This is a genomic window from Pleomorphochaeta sp., assembly GCF_050031695.1.
Taxonomy (GTDB): Bacteria; Spirochaetota; Spirochaetia; order Sphaerochaetales; family Sphaerochaetaceae; genus Pleomorphochaeta.
The window spans coordinates 44,898-69,094 of sequence record NZ_JBNAIC010000005.1; the positions used below are offsets into that span (position 1 = coordinate 44,898).

A 24,197-nucleotide genomic window follows, 5' to 3' on the forward strand; every position below is an offset into this window, starting at 1 on the left:
CAATCAAAACAGCCTCCTAAATAATTTCTTAGTTGAAAAAAACCAAATAAATTAAACGCAATTGAATTCATTATTCGCGAAATTTAAATTTGAAATAAATTTTTATTTTTAGTTTTTTTTAAGTTTAATTTTTTATTTTCATATCTTATAAAAAATTAATATAAATTAATAACTATTTAATCAAAAAAGAATGTATATAAAATACAAAAAAATAAATATTAATCTTATTATAAAGAGTAATATAATTAAATAATAAACAGTTATATTAATATTGAGTTAAAAAGAGGTAAATCTACTCAACTCTTTTTAAATACTAACACATATAAAAACTTTATTAAACAATAATGGAAAGACATTTTAGGGATTTTTTTAATTTATTAAAAATTGTAACAATAAAAAAGAAATAAAAAACTGCTGTAAATTAATGATAATATATATCAAATACAGCAGTAAATTATTATTATAGTATTTTTTATTAATCTTTGATTAATACAGCTTTTATCCTTCTAACTCCAGCAGAAGAGGATTGTTCTTTTAATATTTTAAAACGACCCATTTCTTTAGTATTAGAAACATGAGGACCACCACAAACTTCTTTAGAAAAATCACCTATAGAATAAACTTTAACTTGTTCACCATATTTACTATCAAAGAAAGCAATAGCACCTTTTTCTTTAGCTTCTTCTAATGTCATTGTTTCACAGACAACATCAAGATTCTTTTCTATTTCACTATTTACAATATCTTCAACTTTTTTCAAATCTTCTTTACTTACTTTTTCAGGATGAGTAAAGTCAAATCTTAATCTTTCAACAGTAATATTAGAACCTTTTTGTCCAACATGATCACCTAACACTGTTCTTAATGCTTTATGAAGCATATGAGTTGCAGTATGTAATGCTGTTGTTTTTTCACTGTGATCTGCTAGACCACCTTTGAACTTTTGTTCAGAACCACTTCTACTTTGACTTTGATGTTTTTCAAAAGCTTTTTTAAAACCATCTTCATCAACAGTTAAACCATTTTCTGCAGCAAGTTCTTTTGTTAATTCAATAGGAAATCCATAAGTATCATACAATTTAAATGCCATTCTACCTGGAATCATTTTAGCTTTACCTTTTAGAATATTAGGAATCATTTTCATGAATTCTTTTTCACCCTTTTGTAAAGTTTTGCTAAATTTATCTTCCTCTTGAGCTAATTCTGTAAATATAAAGTTTTTATTATCTAATAATTCTGGATAAGCTTCATTATATAAATCTAAAACAATTGTAGCTAATTCACCTAAGAATACACCTTCTATACCAATTTTTCTTCCATGTCTAATTGCACGTCTTATTAATCTTCTTAGAATATAACCTTGGCCTACATTAGATGGAGCTAAGCCTCTTTGGTCACCTAAAATAAAACAACTTGTTCTAATATGGTCGGCTACGATACGAATAGAAACATCAGTATCATCATTATCGCCATACTTAACATTAGATAATTTTTCTATACCTTCAATGATAGGAGTAAACACTTCAGTTTCATAAACATTCTTTTTACCTTGAAGAATAGCAATTGTTCTTTCAATACCCATTCCGGTATCTACACATTTTCTATCCATTTCAACATAAGAACCATCTTCTAGTTTCTTATAACCCATGAAAACATCATTCCAAATCTCAAAGTATTTACCACAAGAACAACCTGGTTTACAATCTTCACTACATTTTTCACGGCCAGTATCAATAAACATTTCACTATCTGGTCCACAAGGTCCTGTTTCACCAGCAGGTCCCCACCAGTTATCTTTTTTTGGTAAGAAATAAATTCTTTCTTCTGGAATTCCTCTTTTTTTCCACTCTTCAGCAGAAACATCATCACGAGGTACTAAATCATCACCAGCAAAAACAGTTACTGATAGTTTTTCAGGATCAATATTTAATTCTTTTGTCAAAAAATCAAAACTGAAATCAATAGCTTCTTTTTTAAAATAACTTCCTAATGACCAGTTACCCAACATTTCAAAGAAAGTTAAATGATGAGGGTCACCTACTGCATCAATATCACCTGTTCTAATACATTTTTGATAATCACATAATTTATTTCCAGATGGATGCTCTGCTCCTAATATGTAAGGAACTAGTGGATGCATTCCAGCAGTTGTAAATAATACTGTTGGATCATTTTCAGGTATCAATGAAGCACCACTGATTTGTTTGTGGTCTTTTGATACAAAGAAATCTATAAATTTTTTTCTTAATGCGTTTGCTGTTAGTTGTTTTTCCATACCATTGATAGTAAATTTTGAGCAATATTTAGTCAAGATTTTAATCAATTATTTCTTTAATAAACCGCTATATATTAAAAAATTAATACTATTAAAATAACGTTAATTGCTTTACTTCTTCTCTCTTTATATTATTCTCTACTTTTTTTAGAATATTATTATTAATTACTTTTGGCAATTCACTTGGATATCTAATTGTTTTAGCACCATGTTCAATCAATTTTTTTGGCCATGTAATTGACTCATTTTTTTTAAGGGCACTTAAAAACAACACTTTTCTTTCACGAGATAGTGCATAATCTGCTAATTGAATTGCCCCACCCCCATCTACTTCTTCTAAAACAAAGATAGCTGTAGATAATTCACACATCAATCTATTTCTAAGCAGAATATTCCATTTTAAATTTGTATCACCAGGTGCAACTCTAGTTACAACAACACCACCCTCTTTAGCTATATAATCTTGAATTTGTTTATGACCTTTTGGATAATAAACATTTAAAGGTGTTGCTAAAACCGCTATTACAGGAGAAAAATTAGATAGACTCTTTACAGCAGCATGCCCTTGAGTCCCTAGAGACAATCCACTAGTTACTAGAATTTCTTCTTTGATTAAATTAGAGATTATTTTATCTAATTTTTCAACATTTTCTCTTTTTGGAGCTTTAGATCCTATTATTGAAACATTTTTCTTTTTTAATAAAGAAACATTGCCTTTACAATATAATACTTTGGTTGGATATGGTAAGTCATTAATTTGATTTGGCCAATCAGGATCTCCATATATTAATATTTTTACCTCCTTATCAAAGTCATTAAAACTATCTTTTACTTTATTATATTCTCTATATAAATCATTTATAGAAACTTTTAATTTAGAGGCCCATAATGTAAATTCGCTACTTATTTCAAATAAAAACATATGCCTATATTTATTCCATACTTCACAGGCTTTATCATAATCTTTATTATATATATTTAAAATTGTTTCCCAATTTATAGCTTGTATCAAATTATCACGATTCATAAACAAAGATTAGCATATCAATTATTACATTTACAACAATTTTACTAAAATTATTTTTCTTCTATAAAAATCTTTATAAATATAATTATTATTAGGCTTAAATAAAAAAACTTTTTTTTTGAACAATTACATGAAAATATCAAAAAATGTTAAATAAAACACTTTTTTTCTCAAAAAATAACTTTTTTTTTATAAAGGTGTTGACAATAAATTCTCTACAGTGTATAAACAACATCGTTAACGCCGCTTTAGCTCAGTTGGTAGAGCAAAGGACTGAAAATCCTTGTGTCCCTGGTTCAATTCCTGGAGGCGGCAACTAATACAGAAACTAATTTGTTTCTGTATTTTTTTTGTCCTTTTTCTGTATATTTTCTTAAAATAATCCTATATTTATTCATTTTCAACAGTTTTGCAACAAATTTTAAATAAATATTCAAAAAATATGTATAATATGTTGCCAAAAGTCTTGAATATGCAACAATAATAATATAATATAACACCAATTTAAGTAAATTATAAAAAGGACAACATTTTGGCAACATTATTTTTAGAAGACGGCAGTAAATTTAATGGTATTTCTTTTGGTGCAGATATTCCTAAATTAAAAGATATTCATTTAAATAAAAGTGCTAGTGAAATTGTATTTAATACAAGTATGTGTGGATATCAGCAGATATTAAGCGATCCATCCTATACGGGACAAATGGTTTGTTTTACATATCCTCAGATAGGTAATTATGGAATAATAACTAATGAAGAAGAAACCATTTTAGAAAAAAAAGTTCATGTTAATGCTATTGTTGTAAAAGATTATTATCGTGGGAAAGTTGATAAGGACAAATCTAAAATAGATAAATATTTGAAGGATAATGATATTATTGGTATTTCAGATATAGATACAAGAAAATTAACACTTCATCTAAGAGATACAGGTTTTAAAAGAGCTATTATTATAAAAGAAGACAATTTAGGAAAGGACGAGGAATTATTTATTAAAAATTACCTTTTATCCTTTCCTTTTATTTCAGCAAATAATCAATGTGAAAAAGTTTCTACAAAAATCACATTAAAAAATCCTTTAAAAAAACTATATGAGAAAAATAATAAATCTATAAAATGTGCATTAATTGATTTTGGAATAAAAAAATCAATTATTTGCGAGCTTAACAAAAGAAATGTAGATGTGACTTTGTTTAACTCTAACACTACTAAAGATGAAATATTAAACTCTAATTTTGACTTATTATTTTTAAGTAATGGCCCTGGTGATCCTGAGACTCAAACTTCAGCAATAAAACTAGTTCAAGAATGTCAAAACAAAATTCCTATTGTAGGAATATGCTTAGGACATCAAATAATAACTATTGCATTAGGTGGAGAAACGTCAAAAATGAAATTTGGTCACCATGGAGCTAATCAACCTGTAACAGATATTGAAACTAAAAAAATCTTTGTAACAAGTCAAAATCATAGTTTTGTTTGTTCTAAACTACCAAAAGGTGCAAGACTTTGGTTTATCAATTCAAATGATAATAGTGTTGAAGGTTTAAAAATAGATAATAAAAATATTAAAAGTGTTCAATTTCATCCAGAAGCTAGTCCAGGACCAAGAGATAGTCTTTGGATTTTCGATGAATTCTTAAATGGAGTAAACAATGGGTAAGAGAGAAGATATTAAAACAATATTAGTAATCGGTAGCGGACCAATTATTATTGGACAAGCTTGTGAATTTGATTACAGTGGAGTTCAAGCTATAAAAGCTTTAAAAGAAGAAGGCTATAAAGTAATTTTAATTAATCCTAACCCTGCAACTATGATGAGCACCCCTTCTTTAGCTGATAAAGTATATATGGAGCCATTAACTCCTGAATATGTTGAAGCTATATTTAAAAAAGAAAATATTGATGCTGTACTTTCTACGGTTGGAGGACAATCGGCTCTTAATCTAACTCTTGAATTAAAAGATAAAGGTTATTTAGAAAAATATAATGTTGAAATTATTGGAGCTAGTGTAGACTCAATAGAAAAAGCAGAAGATAGAGGATTATTTAAAGAATTAGTTGAAAAATTAGGTTTACATTCTCCTAAAAGCGGAATTGCAAATAACATAGATGAAGCAATAATCTTTTCTAAAGAAATTGGTTTCCCTTTAATTATTAGACCAAGTTTTACTCTAGGGGGTAGAGGTGGTGCAATTGCTAATACTGAAAAAGAGTTTTTATCTTTAGTAAAAAATGCTTTATTAGAAAGTCCTACATCTCAAGTTCTTATCGAACAATCTCTTATTGGATGGAAAGAATTTGAAATGGAAGTAATGCGTGATAAACATGATAATGCTATTATTGTATGTTCCATAGAAAATATTGATCCAATGGGTGTTCATACAGGAGACTCAATCACAATAGCACCAATACAAACATTAAGCGATAATGAATATCAGAAAATGAGAGATGCTTCAATCGCTATTCTTAGAGAAGTAGGAATTGATTGTGGTGGCTCAAATGTTCAATTTGCTATGAATAATCAAACTGACGAAATGGTGGTAATTGAAATGAACCCAAGGGTTTCTAGATCATCCGCTTTGGCTTCAAAAGCTACTGGATTTCCAATCGCCCATTGTTCTACTAAACTTGCTATAGGCTACACTTTAGATGAAGTCGTTAATGAAATTACTGGGAAAAGTGTATCTTGCTTTGAACCAGCCCTTGATTATTGTGCTGTAAAAGTACCTAGATTTGAATTAGAAAAATTTCCTTTACCACCTTCTGCTATAGGCTCTCAAATGAGAAGTGTTGGAGAATCCTTAGCTTTAGGTAGAACTATCTTAGAATCTCTAAATAAAGCTATTAGATCTATTGAATTTGGATTCGAAGGATTAGAAACAATAGATGAAAATGTTGAACTATATCTAACTAACGCACATCCTCTTAGAATTTTTTCAGCTTATACTAAAATATTTAATGAAGGTGAAAAAATAATTGATGAAATTGAAGAAATAACAGGATTTCATAGATTTTTCTTATATCAATTATTAGATCAAGCAAATCTTGATAAAGAAATTATTAATAATGAATTAGATTATAATCTTCTACTTAAAGCAAAACAATATGGAATGAGTGATAAACGTATTGCACAACTTAAGAGACAATGTGAAAAAGATATTTATAATTTAAGAGATAAATATAATATTCATATTACTCCACACTACGTTGACACATGTGCTGGAGAATTCGAAGCATTAACACCTTACTTGTATAATACATATGGTGAAGAAGCTGAAGGTGAAATTTTAAAAGAAGAAGGTATTGCAATACTTGCAAGTGGACCTAATAGGATTGGTCAAGGATTAGAATTTGACACTTGCTGTTCTCTTTGTTCCCTTACATATAAGAAACTTGGCAGGAAAACTATAATAATCAATTCAAACCCTGAAACAGTTAGTACCGACTATAATACAAGCGATAGACTATATATTGAGGCATTAAATAGCGAAAGTGTAATTGAAATTTTAAGAAGAGAACAAGTAAAAGATGTTATTATTCAACTTGGAGGACAAACTCCTTTAAATATTGCTGAAGAGATAGAAAAAGCTGGATTTAATATAGTTGGGACAGCACTATCAGGTATTAATGCGAGTGAAGATAGAGCAATATTTAAAGATGCTATAATAGATTTAAATCTTAACCAAGCTAAGAACAGTATTGCATATAGCAAAGATGAAGTGTTTAAAATTTCTAATGATATTGGATATCCTGTACTAATTAGACCCTCTTTTGTATTAGGCGGGAAAAGCATGTATATAGCTTATGATGCAAAATCCTTAAATAATTTTTTAGATTCTCAAAACGTCATTATAGATAAAGATAGGCCTTTAATAATTGATGAATTTTTAGAAGATGCATTTGAATATGATTTAGATGGGGTATTTGATGGTGAGCGTCTTTATGTAGGTGGCATTCTTCAACATATTGAAGCCGCGGGGATTCACAGTGGTGATAGTGCTGCAGTTTTTCCACCTTATAAAGTTGATAAAAAACATTTAGAAGAAATGAAAGAAGCAACATATAAATTATGTAAAAAATTTAATATTGTTGGTCTTGTAAATATGCAATTTGCTCTAAAGAATAATAAACTCTATGTTATTGAATTAAATCCTAGGGCAAGTAGAACAATTCCTTTTATATCTAAATATTCACAAATTAATCTTATTGAAGTTGCAACAAAAGTCTTTTCTAATATTAATTTAGTAGATCAAAAACTAGTTAATAATGATGAAAAAATATCAAGTGGATCTTGTAAAATAGGATGGGCTATTAAAGAAGCAGTTTTCTCTTTTGATAGATTTGTAAACATTGATCCTGTATTAGGGCCTGAAATGAGAAGCACTGGCGAAACTACAGGCAGTGGAACTACTTTTGGGGAAGCTTTTGCAAAATCACAAATGGCATCCGGAAATAAACTTCCTATAAAAGGAAAAGTTTTAATTAGTGTAAATAAAAAAGATAGAGAGACAATTATCCCTTTAGCTAAAGAATTACAAAATTTAGGTTTTGATATTGCTGCTACTCGTGGAACGGCAAGAGATTTATATAAAAATAATATTCTTTGTGAAGTTATGCTTAAAACAAAAGATGGACATCCAAATATTGTTGATTATATTAGAGCAAAAAAAATTGATCTAATAATTAATACACCAATGGGTTTCCATTCAATATCTAGTAATGATGAAATTAGAAGTGAGGCTTTGAAGTTAAAAATTCCTTATACAACTACTACTAGTGCTGCTATTGCTGCAGTTGAAGCAATTAAATACATGATGAAACATGAATATAATGTTGAAGCAATTAAAAACTTTATAAACTAAATAAAAAAGTCCTACTATTAAAAATTTTCAGTTTTTTATTAGTAGGACATTTTATTAATTTAGTTATTTGCTTATAAAGCAACAATTACATTTAAATCGTCATCATTCCAATCTGGAGCAAACCATCTATAAGTAAAGCCAACATAACCACTAGCTGAATATCTAAATTCTCTTGGTGTTACACCAGAAAGAGTTGGATTATAGCTTGATTCAGAATCATACCACAATGCTTTAGCACTAGCTCCTACATCTACTGTAAAGTAAGGCATACTAGGAGAATAAACTCTATAACCAATATTTGCACCAACACCCCAATATATTAATACATATGGGTCATCAACAGCTGTTTCATCTTGAGTTATTGCAGATAGAGCCGGTCCAATGTTAAAATATGTTTCTTTATTAACCTCACTTTTAAAACGAGTTGCTACACCAAATATAAAATCAAAGATATATGCATCATCTTCTAAAACTGGTATCACATCCATGGAGAAATATCCACCAACTGGTGAACCCATAAAAAATACAGATGAATTAAAATTAGCACCAAACAAAGTTAAATCTTCACTATCATTTTCGTCTATTGCTTCAGTATATGTACCTGTAAGTTGTAAAGTTGAATAAATATCATTAAATAAAGGATTAGCTCCTTCATCAGAATATGAAGTCACATATGTAGTTGCAAATAGATTTACATTTAACAATGCAATAACGATTAGAGATAAAAATAATTTTTTTTTCATAAAAACTCCTAAAATTTTCTTTTGTTTATAAAAATATAAATACATAAAAACTATATTTAGTTACAACTAATATAACAGATTAATTATATTTTCACAAATTTTTATAATTATTTTATTTTTAGGCACTTTTTACTTGTAATAAGAAATCGCACCCTTAAACATTAAGTTATCTGATTTATAATCTTTTACATTTTTATATAATCCAATTTTACTTCTTTCTAAATGCCCCATTCTTCCTAAAATTCTACCATCTTCACTCACAATTGACTCAATAGCTAAACAACTACCATTAGGATTATAATTTATATCCATAGTAGGTTTATTATCATTATCAACATATTGAGAAACTATCTGTCCTTTTTCAATTAATTTTTTTGCATGATAATCATTACATACAAAACGACCTTCTCCATGGCTTATTGGAACCAATAACGTTTGACCAACTTCATAATGCATTAACCATGGGCTATTAATTGAAGAAATTCTAACTTTAACTAAAGAAGACTGATGTTGATTTATTTTATTATAAGTTAATGTTGGACTATCACTATTTATATCAGAGATATTCGAATATGGTAACAAACCTGATTTAACTAAAGCTTGAAAACCATTACAAATTCCCAAAATTAATCCATCTCTATTTTTATACATTGTATTAATAGACTCTTTAACTTTAGGAGATTGAATAAAACTAGAAATAAATTTAGCACTACCTTCTGGTTCATCTGCAAAACTAAACCCCCCAGGAAAGAATAATATTTGAGAATTATTAAGCTTTTTAGAAAATTCATTAATACTATTATTTAGTGTTTCTTGGTTATAAGTATTTATTATAACCTCACTAACTTCTGCTCCCACTTCTTCAAAAGCTTTTCTACTATCATATTCACAATTTGTACCTACAAAAACAGGTAAAAGCACTCTAGGTTTTGAGAATTTAGAATTAGAGATTACAATATTTTTCTTTTTAAATGAATCAACATTAGGGATATCTATTATTTTATCAGCTACTTTTGTAGGATAAACTTTTTCTAAAGTATTATCAGATATTTGTTCAATATTTATTAAATCAATTTTTTCAAAACGATAATTAATTTGATAATCTTTAATAGTAGTTCCCACTAATTTATAGTCCAATGATAATTCTTCTAGGATATCATTTATACCCTTACAATCATCAACTTCAATCAAAATAGAACCAATTTCAAAATCAAATAAGTCTATATTATCATTAATATTTAATCCTATTCTGTTTCCAAAACTCATATTTACAATAGCTGAGACTAACCCACCTTTAGTTAATGAATAGCTTGATAATATATTATTTAAAGAAATAACCTTCTCAATTTTTTTAAAATATTCTCTTTTGTTATCTGTAATAGGAAGTAATATTATTTTCGATTTAGATTTTGTAAATAAAGACGGTTTTACATTTTCTATTTTTGTTGTTCCCACTGCAAAAGAAACTAAAGTTTTTGGCACATCGATATTTTCGAAGGTTCCACTCATAGAATCTTTTCCACCAATAGCTGCAACTTTTAAATCCATTTGAGCTTTATAAGCTCCTAATAAAGCACTAGTCACATTTCCCCATCTCTCTTTATTATTTTTAACAGAAGGGAAGTATTCTTGTAGTGATAAATATATTGAGTTTATATTAGCACCACTAGCTATTAATTTAGAAACGGAACTTAATATTGATAAATAACTGCCATAAAAAGGCGATTGATCAACTAAATAGGGATCGAATCCATAACTCATTAATGAAACAGTTTTAGTATCTCCATCAACAGGAATTTTAGAACAAATTACTTGTTCTTTACTCTTTTGATAAATACCACCATAAGGCATTAATACATTTGTTGCTCCAATAGTTGAATCAAAAATATTACTAAGTCCCTTCCCAGAACAATAATTAATATCAGAAAACATCACCTTCAAATATTCATCTAATGTTGTTTCCATTTTTTGAGAATAATTTAAAGATTGTTTATTAATTTTAACATCAGTATATTTTTCACTACCATTTGTATCTAAGAATTCACGACTTATAGAAACAACAGTATTATTTTCATATGTCATAGTTAATCTATTATCATCAGTTATAATTGCGACTATTGTTGCTTCAATATTTTCTTTAATAGCTTCATTTATTATGTAATCACTATCTTCTTTTCTAACTACTATTGCCATTCTTTCTTGTGATTCACTAATTGCTATTTCTTCAATATTTAAATTTTCGTACTTTAATGGAACTTTATCTAATTCAATCTTTAATCCAGCTGATAGTTCACCAATTGCTACACAAACTCCACCAGCACCAAAATCATTACATCTTTTTATTTTTTTAGTAATATCCCCATTTCTAAAAAATCTTTGTAATTTTCTTTCTTCTGTAGCATTCCCTTTTTGTACTTCTGCACCACAAGTATCTAAAGATTTTTTATCATGAGCCTTTGAGGATCCTGTAGCTCCTCCAATGCCATCTCTGCCGGTTCTTCCCCCTAGAAGAATTACAATATCTCCTTTTTGTGGAACTTCTCTAACTACATTTTCTTTTTTTGCTGAAGCAATTACAGCTCCAAGCTCCATATGTTTAGCTTTATATCCATCGTGATAAAATTCTTTTACTAATGGAGTTGCCAATCCTATTTGATTCCCATAACTGCTATTACCTTTAGCAGAAACCCTTGCTATCGTACGTTGAGGCAACTTATTTGGTAAGGTATTTTTAAAAGCTTCTCTAGGATCTGCTGAACCACTTAGTCTCATTGCTTGATAAACATATGCTCTTGAAGATAAAGGATCTCTTATTGCTCCACCTATGCAGGTTGCAGCTCCACCGAACGGTTCAATTTCAGTTGGATGATTATGTGTTTCATTTTTAAATAATAAAAGATAATCTTCTTCTTTTTCATCAACATCAACTTTTATATTTATAGAACATGCATTTATTTCTTCACTAACCTCAACATCTTTATTATATCCAGATTTTTTTAATATTTTAGAAGCTATTGTTGCTATATCCATCAAACAATCATTCTTATTAGAATTTAATAATTGTTTATTTTTTTTATAATCTAAATAAACTTCATTAATTTCATCACTTTCAATTTCAACATTATTAAATATAGTATTAAAAGTAGTATGACGACAGTGATCACTCCAGTAAGTATCAACAACTTTTAATTCTACAATTGAAGGATTTCTATTCTCTGAAATAAAATAAGATTGGAATAAAATTAAGTCATCAATATCCATTGCTAAATTATAGTCTTTGAGAAGCTTTTCTAATTTTAATTTATCTAAAGTAATAAAATCATCTAATATTTTAACTTCTATTTCTTCTTTAGAAATAGCTTCTATTTCTTCTCTTTCTTCTAAATTAGCTTCTTTTGATTCAACAGGATTTATTAAATAATTTTTAATTTTATTTATATCCTTTTTATTTAAATCACCTTCAATACAATATACAGTTGCATTCTTAACTTTTGGTTTTACGTTTTCGACAAGTAAAGATATACACTTTTTAGCTGAATCAGCTCTTTGATCAAATTGACCATCAAGATATTCTATAGCAAACATAATTTTAGATTTGGGGAGTTCAAAATAAACTTCATCTAGCTGAACTTCACTAAAAACATATTTAACACTTTTTTCGAAAATATCATCAGATAAACCATCTACTTCATATCTGTTATATGTAACAAGATCTTGTATATTTAAACTAAGTAATTGATTTATCTCATTTAAAAGAATTGTATCTTTAAAGTTATTCTTCTTCTTTACATATACTGTTTTAACCATATTTTCCTACTTATATTCTTACTTATAACGCTTTTTGACCGATATCTTTTCGATAATACATATTCTCAAATGATATATTTTCTACATCTTGATAAACCTGTTTTACTGCAACATCTAAAGAATTAGCGACAGAAGTAATACTTAAAACTCTTCCACCATTTGTAAATAATTCTTCATTTTCAGTTTTTACTCCTGCAAAATAAGGAGTAGAGTAATTAAGATTTTTTATTAGAATTTTTTTATTTTTTTCATATTTAATTGGATAACCACCACTGGCTACAACTAAGTTGCATGAAGCCATATTTTTAATTACAACTTGAGTTTCTAGTAGCTTGTTAGTACAACAGGCCATCATTATTGATAACAAATCACTTTCTAAAAGTGGCAATACTGCCTGAGTTTCGGGATCTCCAAAGCGACAATTGTATTCAATTACTTTTGCTTCATTATCCTTTATCATCAATCCAAAATATAAACATCCCCTAAAAGTTCTACCTTCTGCTTTCATAGCTTCAATTGTTTTATAAAAGATATGATCTTCACAATATGTTTTTACTTCATTTGTATAAAAAGGATTAGGAGCTATTACACCCATACCACCAGTATTTGGACCCATATCATTATCATATATTCTTTTATGATCCATAGAGGATGCTAATGGTTTGATTGTATTTCCATCACAGAAAGCTAGTATAGATACCTCATAACCATCAAGAAATTCTTCTATAATTATTTTAGAACTACTATCACTGAACTTCTTATTATCTATAAAATCAATAATAGTTTCTTTGGCATCCGCATAATTTTCAGCAATTACAACCCCTTTTCCAAGAGCTAAGCCATCAGCTTTAATAACAAGAGGAAAACTACATTCATCTAAGTACTCAATTGCTTGTTTAGAATTATCAAAAGCTTCATATTTTGCAGTTGGAATATCATATTTCTTCATTAAGCTTTTAGCGAAAGATTTGCTTCCTTCTATAATTGCTGCTTTTTTATTAGGTCCAAAAGTTAATATGTTTAGTTTTTCTAATTCATCAACTAAACCTAAAACTAATGGATCATCAGGAGAAACAATTGCAAAATCAATTATATTAGTTTTACAAAATTTTATTATTTTTTCAAAATCTGTTACACCAATATTAATATTTTCAACTCTATCTCTTTTTACCCCAACACCTGGCAGGGCAAATATTTTATCTATAGTCTTATTCTCTAACAATTTTTGGATAATAGCATCTTCTCTGCCACCGCCACCTACAATTAAAACATTCACCCTAAATCTCCTAATGATGGAATAATCTTAAATTACTGAAAGACATTGTAATATTTAAATCATCACAAGCTTTAATAACTTGTTCATCTCTAATTGAACCACCTGGTTGTACAATGTAATCAACGCCGCTTCTATAAGCTCTCAATATATTATCTTCGAATGGGAAGAAGGCATCGGAAGAGAGACTTACACCTCTAATAGATTTTAAATAATCTTTTTTTTCTTTTGCACTTAATACTTCAACTTCTCCATCAAAATACTGAGTTAATGTCTCTTCATTAAACAAGTCTATTTCTCTTTGTTCATTTAAATATTGTTCGATTACATTGTCTTTAGCATTTCTTGATAGTTTTGCTACAAAAGGAAGGTTTAATACTTTAGGATGAGTTCTTAATAACCATCTATCTGCTTTATCACCAGCTAAACGAGTACAATGTATTCTTGATTGTCCCCCAGCACCAACACCAATTGTTTGACCACGATATGCATAACAAACTGAATTTGATTGAGTATATTTAACAGCAATTGATGCAACAATTAGATCAATTATTGAACTATCACTTAAGTTTTTGTTTTTTGTTACAATATTTGAAAGATAAGATTTATCGAAAAGAGCATCATTTCTATCCATTTCAAATGTAATTCCAAATATCTCACGCTTTTCACTTTTTGGTGGGACATAATCCTTATCAATTTGAATTACAGTATAAGCACCTTTTCTTTTTTGTTTCAAAATTTCTAGTGCTTTTTCACTATAACTTGGAGCTATAACCCCATCAGAAACTTCTCTTTTAATGCATTTAGCTGTACTTTCATCACATTCTCTTGATAAAGCAACAAAATCACCAAAAGAAGAAAGTCTATCAGCACCTCTACTTCTAGTATAAGCAACAGCTAATTCGCTTAATTCTTCTTTTACAAAATACATCTTTTTTTCTTCTTCATTTAAAGGAAAGTAAACAGCTGCTCCTGCTGGACTAACATGTTTAAATGATGCTGCTGATGGTAAATCAAGTGCTAGATCTAATTCTCTAACTAGCTGGTAGCTGTTTAAGGCATCCATTAAATTTATATATCCTGGATTACCACTTAAAATCTTAATTGGTAAATTATCAGAAAAAACTCTTGCATTTTTTTGGTGTGGATTACATCCATATTTTAGTTTTATTTCATCCATCTTATTTATCCTCATTAATATTTATAATTATATCTTCAATTTCTTTATTAGAAGTATATTTCAAACCATATAATGAAATTTTATTATTATCATTTTGCGCTTCAAATATATTTTTTGTTAATTCTGAAATATCATTTGTTTTAGGAAGTTCAACCTCAATTGGTTCTCCATAAAAAGATTTAAGAGGATTAGTATTTTCACTGTAAGTAGTAATAATTAAGGCTGTATTTTTTTCAATTTTTTCATAATTATAATAATACCTTCTAACCCCTTCCATACCTCTTTTTAGTATGGATAACTTTAAAAAATCTAACTCCTCATTTTTAAATTTTAATAAAGAACTAATTCTTGGTGTATAATTAGGAGCATCATCTTCATACTCTCTTGTATTTAGTGCATCTTCAAAAGATTTCTTATCAGATAAAAATTCATCAATAGTATCACTTTGATCACCATTAGTTACAATAAACCCATTTTCAATTGGTATTACAGCATTATAAATTATTAATGTTGGATCTTTTAAAAGACTTTCATCATAGGCTTTAGTCTTTAAAATATTATCTTCTTTTACAAAGACTCTATTTTTAGAATGAGCACTTCTACCCATGATTCCATAACAAAAAAAGATTGATCCATCATCCATTTTCCCTATTGTAATATTTCTTCCTGGATACTCAGAATTTGAGAAATAATCAAAAATATTAATCATAAAACTCCCTTCGATAATTTTTCTATTGCTTTTGGTAATAACACCCACTCTGCTTCTTTCATTATCCTAACTTGCAAAGTTTTAGCATCATCTCCCTCTTTAACTTCCACAGCCTTCTGTAAAATAATTTCTCCACCATCTGGAACTTCATTTACAAAATGCACTGTAGCTCCGCTCACTTTAACTCCTTTTTTAAGAGCAGCTTCGTGAACTTTTAAACCATAATAACCTTTTCCACAAAAACTTGGAATTAGGGATGGATGTACATTTATAATTGATTTATTATATTTTTTAATAAAATCAGCAGATAGAATTTTTAGAAAACCAGCTAATACAACTAATTCAATATCATTTTTAACTAATATGGATAACAAAGTCTCTTCAAACGTTTTTGAATCTTTATAACAAATATATTCAGCTATAACTCCATAGTTTTTTGCTCTTTCAAGAGCATAAGCATCCTTATTGTTACTAATCACTAAACTTATTTGAGCGTTTTTTAAATTACCTTTTTGTTTCTCTTTTAATATAGCTTCTAAATTTGTACCTGAACCAGATACTAAAACAGCAACATTTAACATAATTGAATTTTATCTCCACCTCTAGTGATTTCTCCAATCACATATGCATCATTTATGATTTCTTTTACTTTGTCTTTTTGAGATTTATCAACTATGAAAACTAAACCAACACCTTGATTAAATGTATTAAACATCGTTTTATCATCTAATGATCCACATTTCTTAATCACATCAAATACTTTAGGAGTTTTAACTTTGTTCAAATCAATTTTTGCACATAGTCCAGGTTTAATCATACGTGGTATATTCTCATAAAAACCACCCCCTGTGATATGGCATACACCTTTAACTTCCATAGCTTCTTGCAATTTTAGAACATCTTTAACATAAATTCTTGTTGGTTCTAAAAGATGTTCAATCAATGGTTTTTCAAGAATATCATAAGTATTATATAAGGATTCTTTCGTATGGAAAATTTTTCTTATTAATGAAAAACCATTGGAATGAACACCAGATGAAGGAACAGCAAAAACAAGATCCCCCTCTTTTACTTTTGCTCCATCTATTATTTTGGTTTTGTCTACAACCCCCGTAGCAAAGCCAGCAACATCAAATTCACCGATTTTATAAAACCCAGGCATTTCAGCTGTTTCACCACCAACTAAACTACAGTTAGCAGCGATACAACCATCACACATACCTTTTACAATATCTTCAATTTGCTTTGGATTATTTTTACCAACAGCAATATAATCTAAAAAGAATAGTGGTTTAGCTCCGGTGCAAACAATATCGTTTACACACATCGCAACACAATCTATTCCAATAGTATCAAATTTCTCAGACAAAAAAGCTAATTTTAATTTGGTCCCAACACCATCAGTACCACTAACTAATATCGGATTTTTTGTATCACTAATATCTAAAGAATACATAGAAGCAAACCCACCTAATGAACTTAATACATTAGAATTATAAGTAGCCTTTACTCTTTCTTTTATTAATCTTACGCTTTCATATCCTGCTTCTAAATCTACACCAGCATCTTTATAACTTTGATTAGTGTCCATTATATTAACCTTCCAAATGTCTTTTTCGTTTATCTATACTTGGTTTAATAGGATATTTCCCACTGAAACAAGCTGTACAATATCCTATATCCTCTTTCGCAAGTTTTGTTACGTGTTTCACACTTAAAAACTCTAATGAGTCTACATTTAAGATATCTCTCATTTCTTCTTTAGTATATTTGCATGCAAATAAATTCTCTTTACTATCAATATCAGTTCCAAAATAACAAGGATTTAAAAACATAGGAGAGGAAGATCTAAAATGAACTTCTTTAGCTCCCGCATCTCTTAATAATTTTACAATTCTAATACTAGTTGTACCTCTAACAATAGAATCATCAATTAAAACAACTTTTTTACCTTCAATTGCAGACTTTACAACATTTAATTTTATTTGGACTGAAGAACTTCTTTGATTTTGTTCTGGTTGAATGAAAGTTCGACCAATATATTTGTTTTTAATTAATCCAACGCCATAGTGAATACCACTTGCTCTTGAATAACCAATCGCTGCAAGTATTCCAGAATCGGGAACACCAATTACAACATCTGCTTCAATCTTATTTTCTTCATAAAGATATTCACCAGCTTTTAATCTAGCATCTAAAACAGCAATATCATCAATAATACTATCTGGTCTACTAAAATATAATAACTCAAAAACACAAAGACTTCTCTTATACTTATTGCAATGTGTCTTTATAGACTTTAATTGACCTTTATTAATACTTATTATTTCGCCAGGTTCAACACTTCTAATATACTTTGCATTTATAGCATCAAAAGCACAAGTTTCACTTGCAAACACATATCTGTCATTTAACTTACCCATTACTAATGGCCTAAAACCTCTAGGGTCTCTTGCCACTATTAATTTATAAGGAGTCATGATAACAAGAGAATATGCCCCCTTAATTTCAAGCATTGTTTTTTCAATAGCTTCTTCAATACAAGAGCTTTTTAATCTATTTTTAGTAATTAAATAAGCAATAACTTCACTATCACTGGTAGTTTGAAAGATTAACCCTTTAGATTCTAATCTATCTCTTAGAATATGATCGTTAACTAGGTTTCCATTATGAGCTAATGCCATCTTCCCTTCTTTATGATTAACAACTAAGGGTTGAACATTACTCCTACTATTATCACCTGTAGTACCATATCTAACATGAGCAATAGCAATATCACTTTTTGGTAGTTTTTCTATATTTCTTTTTGTAAAAACTTCACTAACTAAACCAGTATCTTTATAAAGGGAAAGAGAATCTTTATTATTAGTACAAATGCCACAACCTTCTTGCCCTCTATGCTGAAGTGCATATAGAGCAAGATAACTTGTATTTACAATATCTAAATTGTCATCAGCTTCGCTAATAGCAAAGACCCCGCATTCTTCTTTGATTTTATTAAACATTATTTATTCATAATCCTAGATAACACTTCAATATAAGCATCTTCAACTTGACCTAAATCACGTCTAAATCTATCTTTATCTAATTTTTTTCTTGTTTCAGAGTCCCAGAATCTACAAGTATCAGGAGAAATCTCATCAGCTAAATAAATTTTACCCTCTTTATCCTTACCAAATTCCAACTTGTAATCTACTAGAATAATACCCTTTGAAATTAATTCTTCTTTTAAGATCTCATTAACTTGTAAACTATAGTCAGTAATTAAATCTATTTCTTCTTTTGTAGCAATTTCCAAAGTGGTAATATGAGAGATATTTAACATTGGATCATTTAAACTATCTTCTTTATAACAAAATTCAACAACTGGATTTTTTAATTCAAATCCTTCTTCTATCCCAATTCTTTTAGAAAGAGATCCAGCAACAATGTTTCTAACTATTACTTCTAGAGGTACAATCTTCAACTTTTTAACCAAAGTTTCTCGTTCACTTAATTCTTCTACATAATGTGTTGGAATACCTTTTGCTTCTATTTTCTTCATAAAATAGTTACTAAGTTGATTGTTTATTGCACCTTTATTATTAATGGTTCCTTTTTTGACCCCATTAAAAGCTGTTGCATCATCACTATAATCAACAATACATAGATTTTCATCATCACTTTGATAAACCTTTTTCGCCTTACCTTGATAAAGTAATTGTAGCTTTTCCATAATTTTCTCCATAAAAAAATCCCGTAATTTGATTACAGGATTTGTTCTAATTTTTCATTTGCTTCTAATGAAGATTTTTTATTTTTCTTTCTAAAATTGATTAAGCGTGATAATACATCTTCATCTTCGAGTGCAATTATTTGAGCACTAAGAAGAGCGGCATTCTTACTCCCATCTATAGCAACTGTAGCTACAGGGATACCACTTGGCATTTGCACACTAGATAATAATGCATCTAAACCATTAAGAGATGAGGATATGGGTATACCAATTACAGGTAGTAGAGTATTTGCGGCAACTATACCAGCTAAATGAGCGGCCATGCCAGCGGCACATATAATCACACTATATTTTTCATGTGCTACTTGAGCAAACTCTAAAGTTTCTATTGTAGTTCTATGCGCACTTAAAACTTTAACATCATAAGGAATTTCAAGTTCCTTTAATATTATTAAAGCACCTTTTACTTTGTCGAAGTCACTTAAACTTCCCATCAGTATTGCAACTCTTTTTATCATAATTGTTAATACCTCTTTATAAAGGTACAATATAAAAAAGCAAAAACAATTGCAACAGTTTTACAACAAATTTATAACAAATTTATTAATTTGTTGCAATATCTATAAAAATATACTGATTTATTAAGCCTTTTGTTGCAAAACTCATTAAATTTCAATTTATAGGATAACAACAAAAAAGAAAACCAATAAAAAGAAAATAGCAAATATTTTATATAAATAGCTAAATTATTATACATTTTTAAACATTTTTGATACTTTCTATAATATATTGATTATAAATTAATATATTAACATATTTCTGAATAATCACCTCCACATACATTATATTCTAGGATTAATATGTTAATTTTTTGTTAATATATTTATTTACTATTGAAAAATGAAGAAACTTAAGCCTAAACTTAATTTATGAATAACAAAATTTTAATAATTGAAGATGATAAAAGCATTTCAAAACTACTAAGCTTTCATTTACAATCTGAAGGGTTTGATACTCTTTGTGTTTATGATGGACAAGCAGCTTTAGATATTCTTATAAAAGAATCTTTCTCATGTATTATTCTTGATCTAATGCTACCTTTAGTAAATGGATTAGAAATACTTAAAATAGCTAGATATAAAATGGATATTAAAACACCAATAATAATAGCTTCAGCAAAAAGTGACGATAGTGATATAATCTCTGCAATTGAACTTGGAGCTGATGATTATTTAACAAAACCTTTTAGTCCAAAAGTATTATCTGCAAAAGTAAAAGCAGCTCTTCGATTATTAAAAAGAAAAAATATATCTGATGAAATAATAACTATTAATGATAATGGAATATATATAGATACTTCAAAGAGAACTTGTTCAATTGATAATAAAGAAATTATTCTAACAGCAACTGAATTTAATCTTTTATCTCTGCTTATTGAAAATCCGGAGAAAGTCTATTCTAGAGAAAAATTAATAACGAATATAAAAGGATCTGATTATCCTGTTACAGAAAGAGCTATTGATGTTCAGATTGTTTCCCTTAGAAAAAAACTAAAACACTATGGAAATAGAATAAAAACTGTTTGGGGTGTTGGTTATAAATACGTAGGAGCATAAATTGAAGTTTAAGAGACAATTATCCCTTTTACTATTGTTTACAATAATACTAATTTTATTTTCTTCTTTATTTTCTTCTAGAAGAGTTTTCTCATCTATAATAACAGAGCAAGAACAAAATGAATTAAAAAATAAAGCATTATTTATTAATTCATTTGATGAGATAGATTATCAAACCCTTCAAAATTATGCTCTCTATAATAAAATTAGAATCACATTAATTGATAATGAAGGAAATGTATTCTTTGATAGTGAAAAAGATTTTTTATTAATGGACAATCATTTATATCGTGAAGAGATAAAATCATCACTTATAAATGAAGTTGGTTATAGTATAAGAACTAGTAAAACAACTTCAGATGAAACTTTATATTGTGCTCTCTATTCCTCAGAAAAAAATATTTATATCAGAGTAGCCGCCCCTATTTCAAAATTTTCCTTTTTAAATTCACAATTTATTGAATCAATAATTCCTATATTATTAGTAATAATTATAATAGTTAGTATTGCTCTTCTAATTATTTTAAGACTCCTTTTCATTCCAATCGAATCCTTAGTTGAAGTTAGTAAAGGTTATGCAAAAGGAGAATTAGATGCTAGAACACATATAACCTCTCCTTTAGAAATAAAAGAACTTTCTCAAACTTTAAATTATATGGCTGAAGAAATACAACAAATTATCTCAAATCTAGAAAGAGAAAAAAATGAATATTCTTTAGTCCTTGAATCAATGCAAGAAGGTGTTATCTTTTTAAATACCAAAAAAGAAATAGTACTTTGCAATAAAGCAGCTGTAACAATTTTAGGAAAAGCAATTAAAAAAGGCATGGTTGTAAGAGATATTTTAAGTGATATAGATTTAATTACTCAAATAAATAACGCTATAACAAATTTTGAAAAAAGTGAATTAGAAATTTGGGCATATAAAAAATACACAGGAGAAATGGCACATATTTATGGTAAGGGTAATGAGAAGAATCTGCATATAACAATTTCAAGTATGGAAAAAAATAATATCTGTGAAGGAGCGCTACTTACAATTAGTGACAATACTGAAATTAACAGGCTAGAAAGAATTAGAAAAGATTTTGTAAGTAATGTATCTCATGAATTAAAAACTCCACTAACATCTATTGGAGGATTCACTGAAATATTAATTAATAATGAATTAAGCAAAGAACAAGCAAATGAATTCTATGATGATATATATACAAATTATCAAAATATGAAAGCAATTATTGAAGATCTTTTATTGCTTTCTTCCCTTGAAAAAAATAAAGCAAAACCTAATATGGAAGAAGTAGCTGTTTCTACAATAATAGAAAGCTCTATAAAAACAGTAACACCTCTAGCTAATAAAAAAAATATTACTATTAAAAAAGATTATTTAAAAAATTTAACAGTATTTTGTAGTGAAAGCTTAATTAAACAAGCTTTAATAAACCTTGTTATCAATGCCATTAATTATAGTCCTGAAAACAGTAAAATAAAAATTAGTGTTACTGAAAAAAAATATGAAATAATATTTAAAGTAACTGATTATGGTATAGGAATTCCTTCTGAAGATATCGATAGAATATTTGAAAGATTTTATAGGGTAGACAAAAATAGATCTAGAGATAGTGGTGGAACAGGGCTTGGATTATCTATTGTTAAGCATATAGCAATTCTCCACTCAGGAAATATTTCAGTAAAAAGTGAAGAAAATAAAGGTTCAACTTTTAAATTTTCAATTTCTAAAACAAATCACGTTTTAACATCTTTATTTAAAAAAAGTGATTTAATGTATAAAGTATAATAATAAAATAAAAACGTTATATTTATAATAACAAAATTTATACTTTTTGTTACTTATTTCAAAATAAGTATGTTATTATATGCATAAGATTATTATAAATTTGACATTAATTTAATTAACTATGATTTAGAAAACAAAGAAAGGAGAACTCTTTTGAAAACTAAAAAAATCTTGCAAACAATTATAATAATATCTACGCTTTTATTTTTATATGGATGTTCATTTTTTACTCAAAAAGGAACAGTTTCTTTATCATTAACAGACGCTCCTATTGCAGACAGAGAAGATATAGAAGGTGTTTATATTACAATTACTAGCATTGAATATAATTTAAATGACGAATGGATAATAGACACTAATTTTGAAGGCCCTCAAACCTTTAACCTTTTAGATTTAACTAATGGAAAGGTTTCTCTACTATCAAATATAATATTAGAAGAAGGGACAGTATCTCAAATTAGATTTAATCTTGATGCAGAAATAGAAGATAATTCAAAAGATACTAATGAAGATTCTAATTGTTACATAATAATTGATTCTGATGGAACGATTGATAAAATAATTGATGAAACAGATATAAAATATCCACTATTTATTCCAAGCGGAAAACAAACAGGATATAAAGCAGTTGGCGAATTTATTGTCCCAGCTAATGGTGAAGTTGAAATTACTGCTGATTTTGATGTTAGAAAATCAATTGTTCAACGAGGATCAAAAGACTCTCATGACTATCTATTAAAACCAACAATAAGATTAATAGTAAATAATCAAGCTGGTTCAATATCTGGTAGTTTTTCTATTAATAACTCAACAGCTTATAATTCTTTTACAATTTTTGCTTATAAGACTGGTGAGTTTGAAGAAAGTGAATTATCTCCTGATTCAGAAACTCCAGTTTATTTTGATAATGCTGAAAGTAGTACACAAGTAATGGATAGCAATGATGATGGACTCCCTAATACTTATATATTACCATTTTTAGCTCAAGGTTCTTATGATTTAATTGTTACAGGAATTAATAGCCTCAATGAATATACTATTTTAGATTCAACATCTTATGTAAATATTGATGTTATCTCAGAAGAAAAAACTACTGAAGATATAGAAATTATAATTCCTTTATAAAATAACCATACATATATATACATAAATCTCTTAATATATAGCAAAAAAGTACCACAAAACATTA

Annotated in this window: 17 protein-coding genes and 1 tRNA gene; 6 read left to right on the forward strand and 12 right to left on the reverse strand. The window is 28.0% G+C overall.

Translation table 11 applies throughout. The features are described from left to right. Positions 1-475: 475 nt before the first annotated feature. Positions 476-2,275 (reverse strand): alanine--tRNA ligase, encoded by a 1,800-nt coding sequence (locus ACPKM0_RS00585; protein WP_472472855.1) that lies wholly within the window; start codon positions 2,273-2,275, stop codon positions 476-478. 91 nt (positions 2,276-2,366) lie between these two features. Further along, entirely contained in the window at positions 2,367-3,302 is a 936-nt protein-coding gene (locus ACPKM0_RS00590) for a DNA-processing protein DprA (protein WP_472472856.1), read from the reverse strand. A gap of 242 nt (positions 3,303-3,544) precedes the next feature. Here ACPKM0_RS00590 and ACPKM0_RS00595 point away from each other — a divergent pair. From ACPKM0_RS00595 to carB, 3 genes are all read left to right on the forward strand, one after another. Further along, positions 3,545-3,617 (forward strand) — tRNA-Phe (locus tag ACPKM0_RS00595). A 217-nt stretch (positions 3,618-3,834) separates the two neighbouring features. Then, positions 3,835-4,965: a glutamine-hydrolyzing carbamoyl-phosphate synthase small subunit gene (gene carA, locus ACPKM0_RS00600; RefSeq protein ID WP_472472857.1), complete on the forward strand. Its 1,131-nt coding sequence runs from the start codon at positions 3,835-3,837 to the stop codon at positions 4,963-4,965. After that, positions 4,958-8,167 (forward strand): carbamoyl-phosphate synthase large subunit, encoded by a 3,210-nt coding sequence (carB, locus tag ACPKM0_RS00605; RefSeq protein WP_472472858.1) that lies wholly within the window; start codon positions 4,958-4,960, stop codon positions 8,165-8,167. Before carA ends, carB begins: the two co-directional genes overlap by 8 nt. A 71-nt stretch (positions 8,168-8,238) precedes the next feature. Here the strand turns inward: carB and ACPKM0_RS00610 are convergent, their stop codons facing one another. The 10 genes from ACPKM0_RS00610 to purE form a co-directional block, all read right to left on the reverse strand. Continuing rightward, positions 8,239-8,910, reverse strand: coding sequence for a hypothetical protein (locus tag ACPKM0_RS00610; RefSeq protein ID WP_472472859.1), 672 nt, complete (start codon positions 8,908-8,910; stop codon positions 8,239-8,241). Positions 8,911-9,039: 129 nt separating this feature from the next. Further along, positions 9,040-12,717 (reverse strand): phosphoribosylformylglycinamidine synthase, encoded by a 3,678-nt coding sequence (locus ACPKM0_RS00615; protein WP_472472860.1) that lies wholly within the window; start codon positions 12,715-12,717, stop codon positions 9,040-9,042. 22 nt (positions 12,718-12,739) lie between these two features. Continuing rightward, complete coding sequence (purD, locus tag ACPKM0_RS00620; protein WP_472472861.1) at positions 12,740-13,993, reverse strand: phosphoribosylamine--glycine ligase; 1,254 nt, start codon at positions 13,991-13,993, stop codon at positions 12,740-12,742. Positions 13,994-14,003: 10 nt separating this feature from the next. Further along, entirely contained in the window at positions 14,004-15,170 is a 1,167-nt protein-coding gene (locus ACPKM0_RS00625) for a phosphoribosylaminoimidazolecarboxamide formyltransferase (protein ID WP_472472862.1), read from the reverse strand. A 1-nt stretch (position 15,171) separates the two neighbouring features. Beyond that, positions 15,172-15,879, reverse strand: a complete 708-nt coding sequence (locus tag ACPKM0_RS00630) for an IMP cyclohydrolase (protein ID WP_472472863.1) — start codon at positions 15,877-15,879, stop codon at positions 15,172-15,174. Next, the gene (gene purN, locus ACPKM0_RS00635; protein ID WP_472472864.1) at positions 15,876-16,460 is read right to left on the reverse strand and encodes a phosphoribosylglycinamide formyltransferase; all 585 of its coding nucleotides are present in this window, start codon (positions 16,458-16,460) and stop codon (positions 15,876-15,878) included. Before purN ends, ACPKM0_RS00630 begins: the two co-directional genes overlap by 4 nt. Beyond that, on the reverse strand, positions 16,454-17,470 hold the full coding sequence (gene purM / locus ACPKM0_RS00640; protein ID WP_472472865.1) for a phosphoribosylformylglycinamidine cyclo-ligase: 1,017 nt from the start codon (positions 17,468-17,470) through the stop codon (positions 16,454-16,456). Before purM ends, purN begins: the two co-directional genes overlap by 7 nt. Positions 17,471-17,474: 4 nt before the next feature. Continuing rightward, positions 17,475-18,884: an amidophosphoribosyltransferase gene (gene purF, locus ACPKM0_RS00645; RefSeq protein ID WP_472472866.1), complete on the reverse strand. Its 1,410-nt coding sequence runs from the start codon at positions 18,882-18,884 to the stop codon at positions 17,475-17,477. Further along, complete coding sequence (gene purC, locus ACPKM0_RS00650) at positions 18,884-19,594, reverse strand: phosphoribosylaminoimidazolesuccinocarboxamide synthase (protein ID WP_472472867.1); 711 nt, start codon at positions 19,592-19,594, stop codon at positions 18,884-18,886. The genes purF and purC overlap by 1 nt, the downstream gene beginning before the upstream one ends. 32 nt (positions 19,595-19,626) lie before the next feature. Continuing rightward, entirely contained in the window at positions 19,627-20,112 is a 486-nt protein-coding gene (gene purE / locus ACPKM0_RS00655; protein WP_472472868.1) for a 5-(carboxyamino)imidazole ribonucleotide mutase, read from the reverse strand. A 411-nt stretch (positions 20,113-20,523) separates the two neighbouring features. Between purE and ACPKM0_RS00660 the strand changes: the two genes are divergently transcribed. The 3 genes from ACPKM0_RS00660 (at position 20,524) to ACPKM0_RS00670 (ending at position 24,133) form a co-directional block, all read left to right on the forward strand. Further along, positions 20,524-21,210: a response regulator transcription factor gene (locus tag ACPKM0_RS00660; RefSeq protein ID WP_472472869.1), complete on the forward strand. Its 687-nt coding sequence runs from the start codon at positions 20,524-20,526 to the stop codon at positions 21,208-21,210. 1 nt (position 21,211) lies between these two features. After that, positions 21,212-23,008, forward strand: a complete 1,797-nt coding sequence (locus ACPKM0_RS00665; protein ID WP_472472870.1) for an ATP-binding protein — start codon at positions 21,212-21,214, stop codon at positions 23,006-23,008. Positions 23,009-23,161: 153 nt separating this feature from the next. Further along, on the forward strand, positions 23,162-24,133 hold the full coding sequence (locus ACPKM0_RS00670; RefSeq protein WP_472472871.1) for a DUF4382 domain-containing protein: 972 nt from the start codon (positions 23,162-23,164) through the stop codon (positions 24,131-24,133). Positions 24,134-24,197 lie beyond the last annotated feature (64 nt).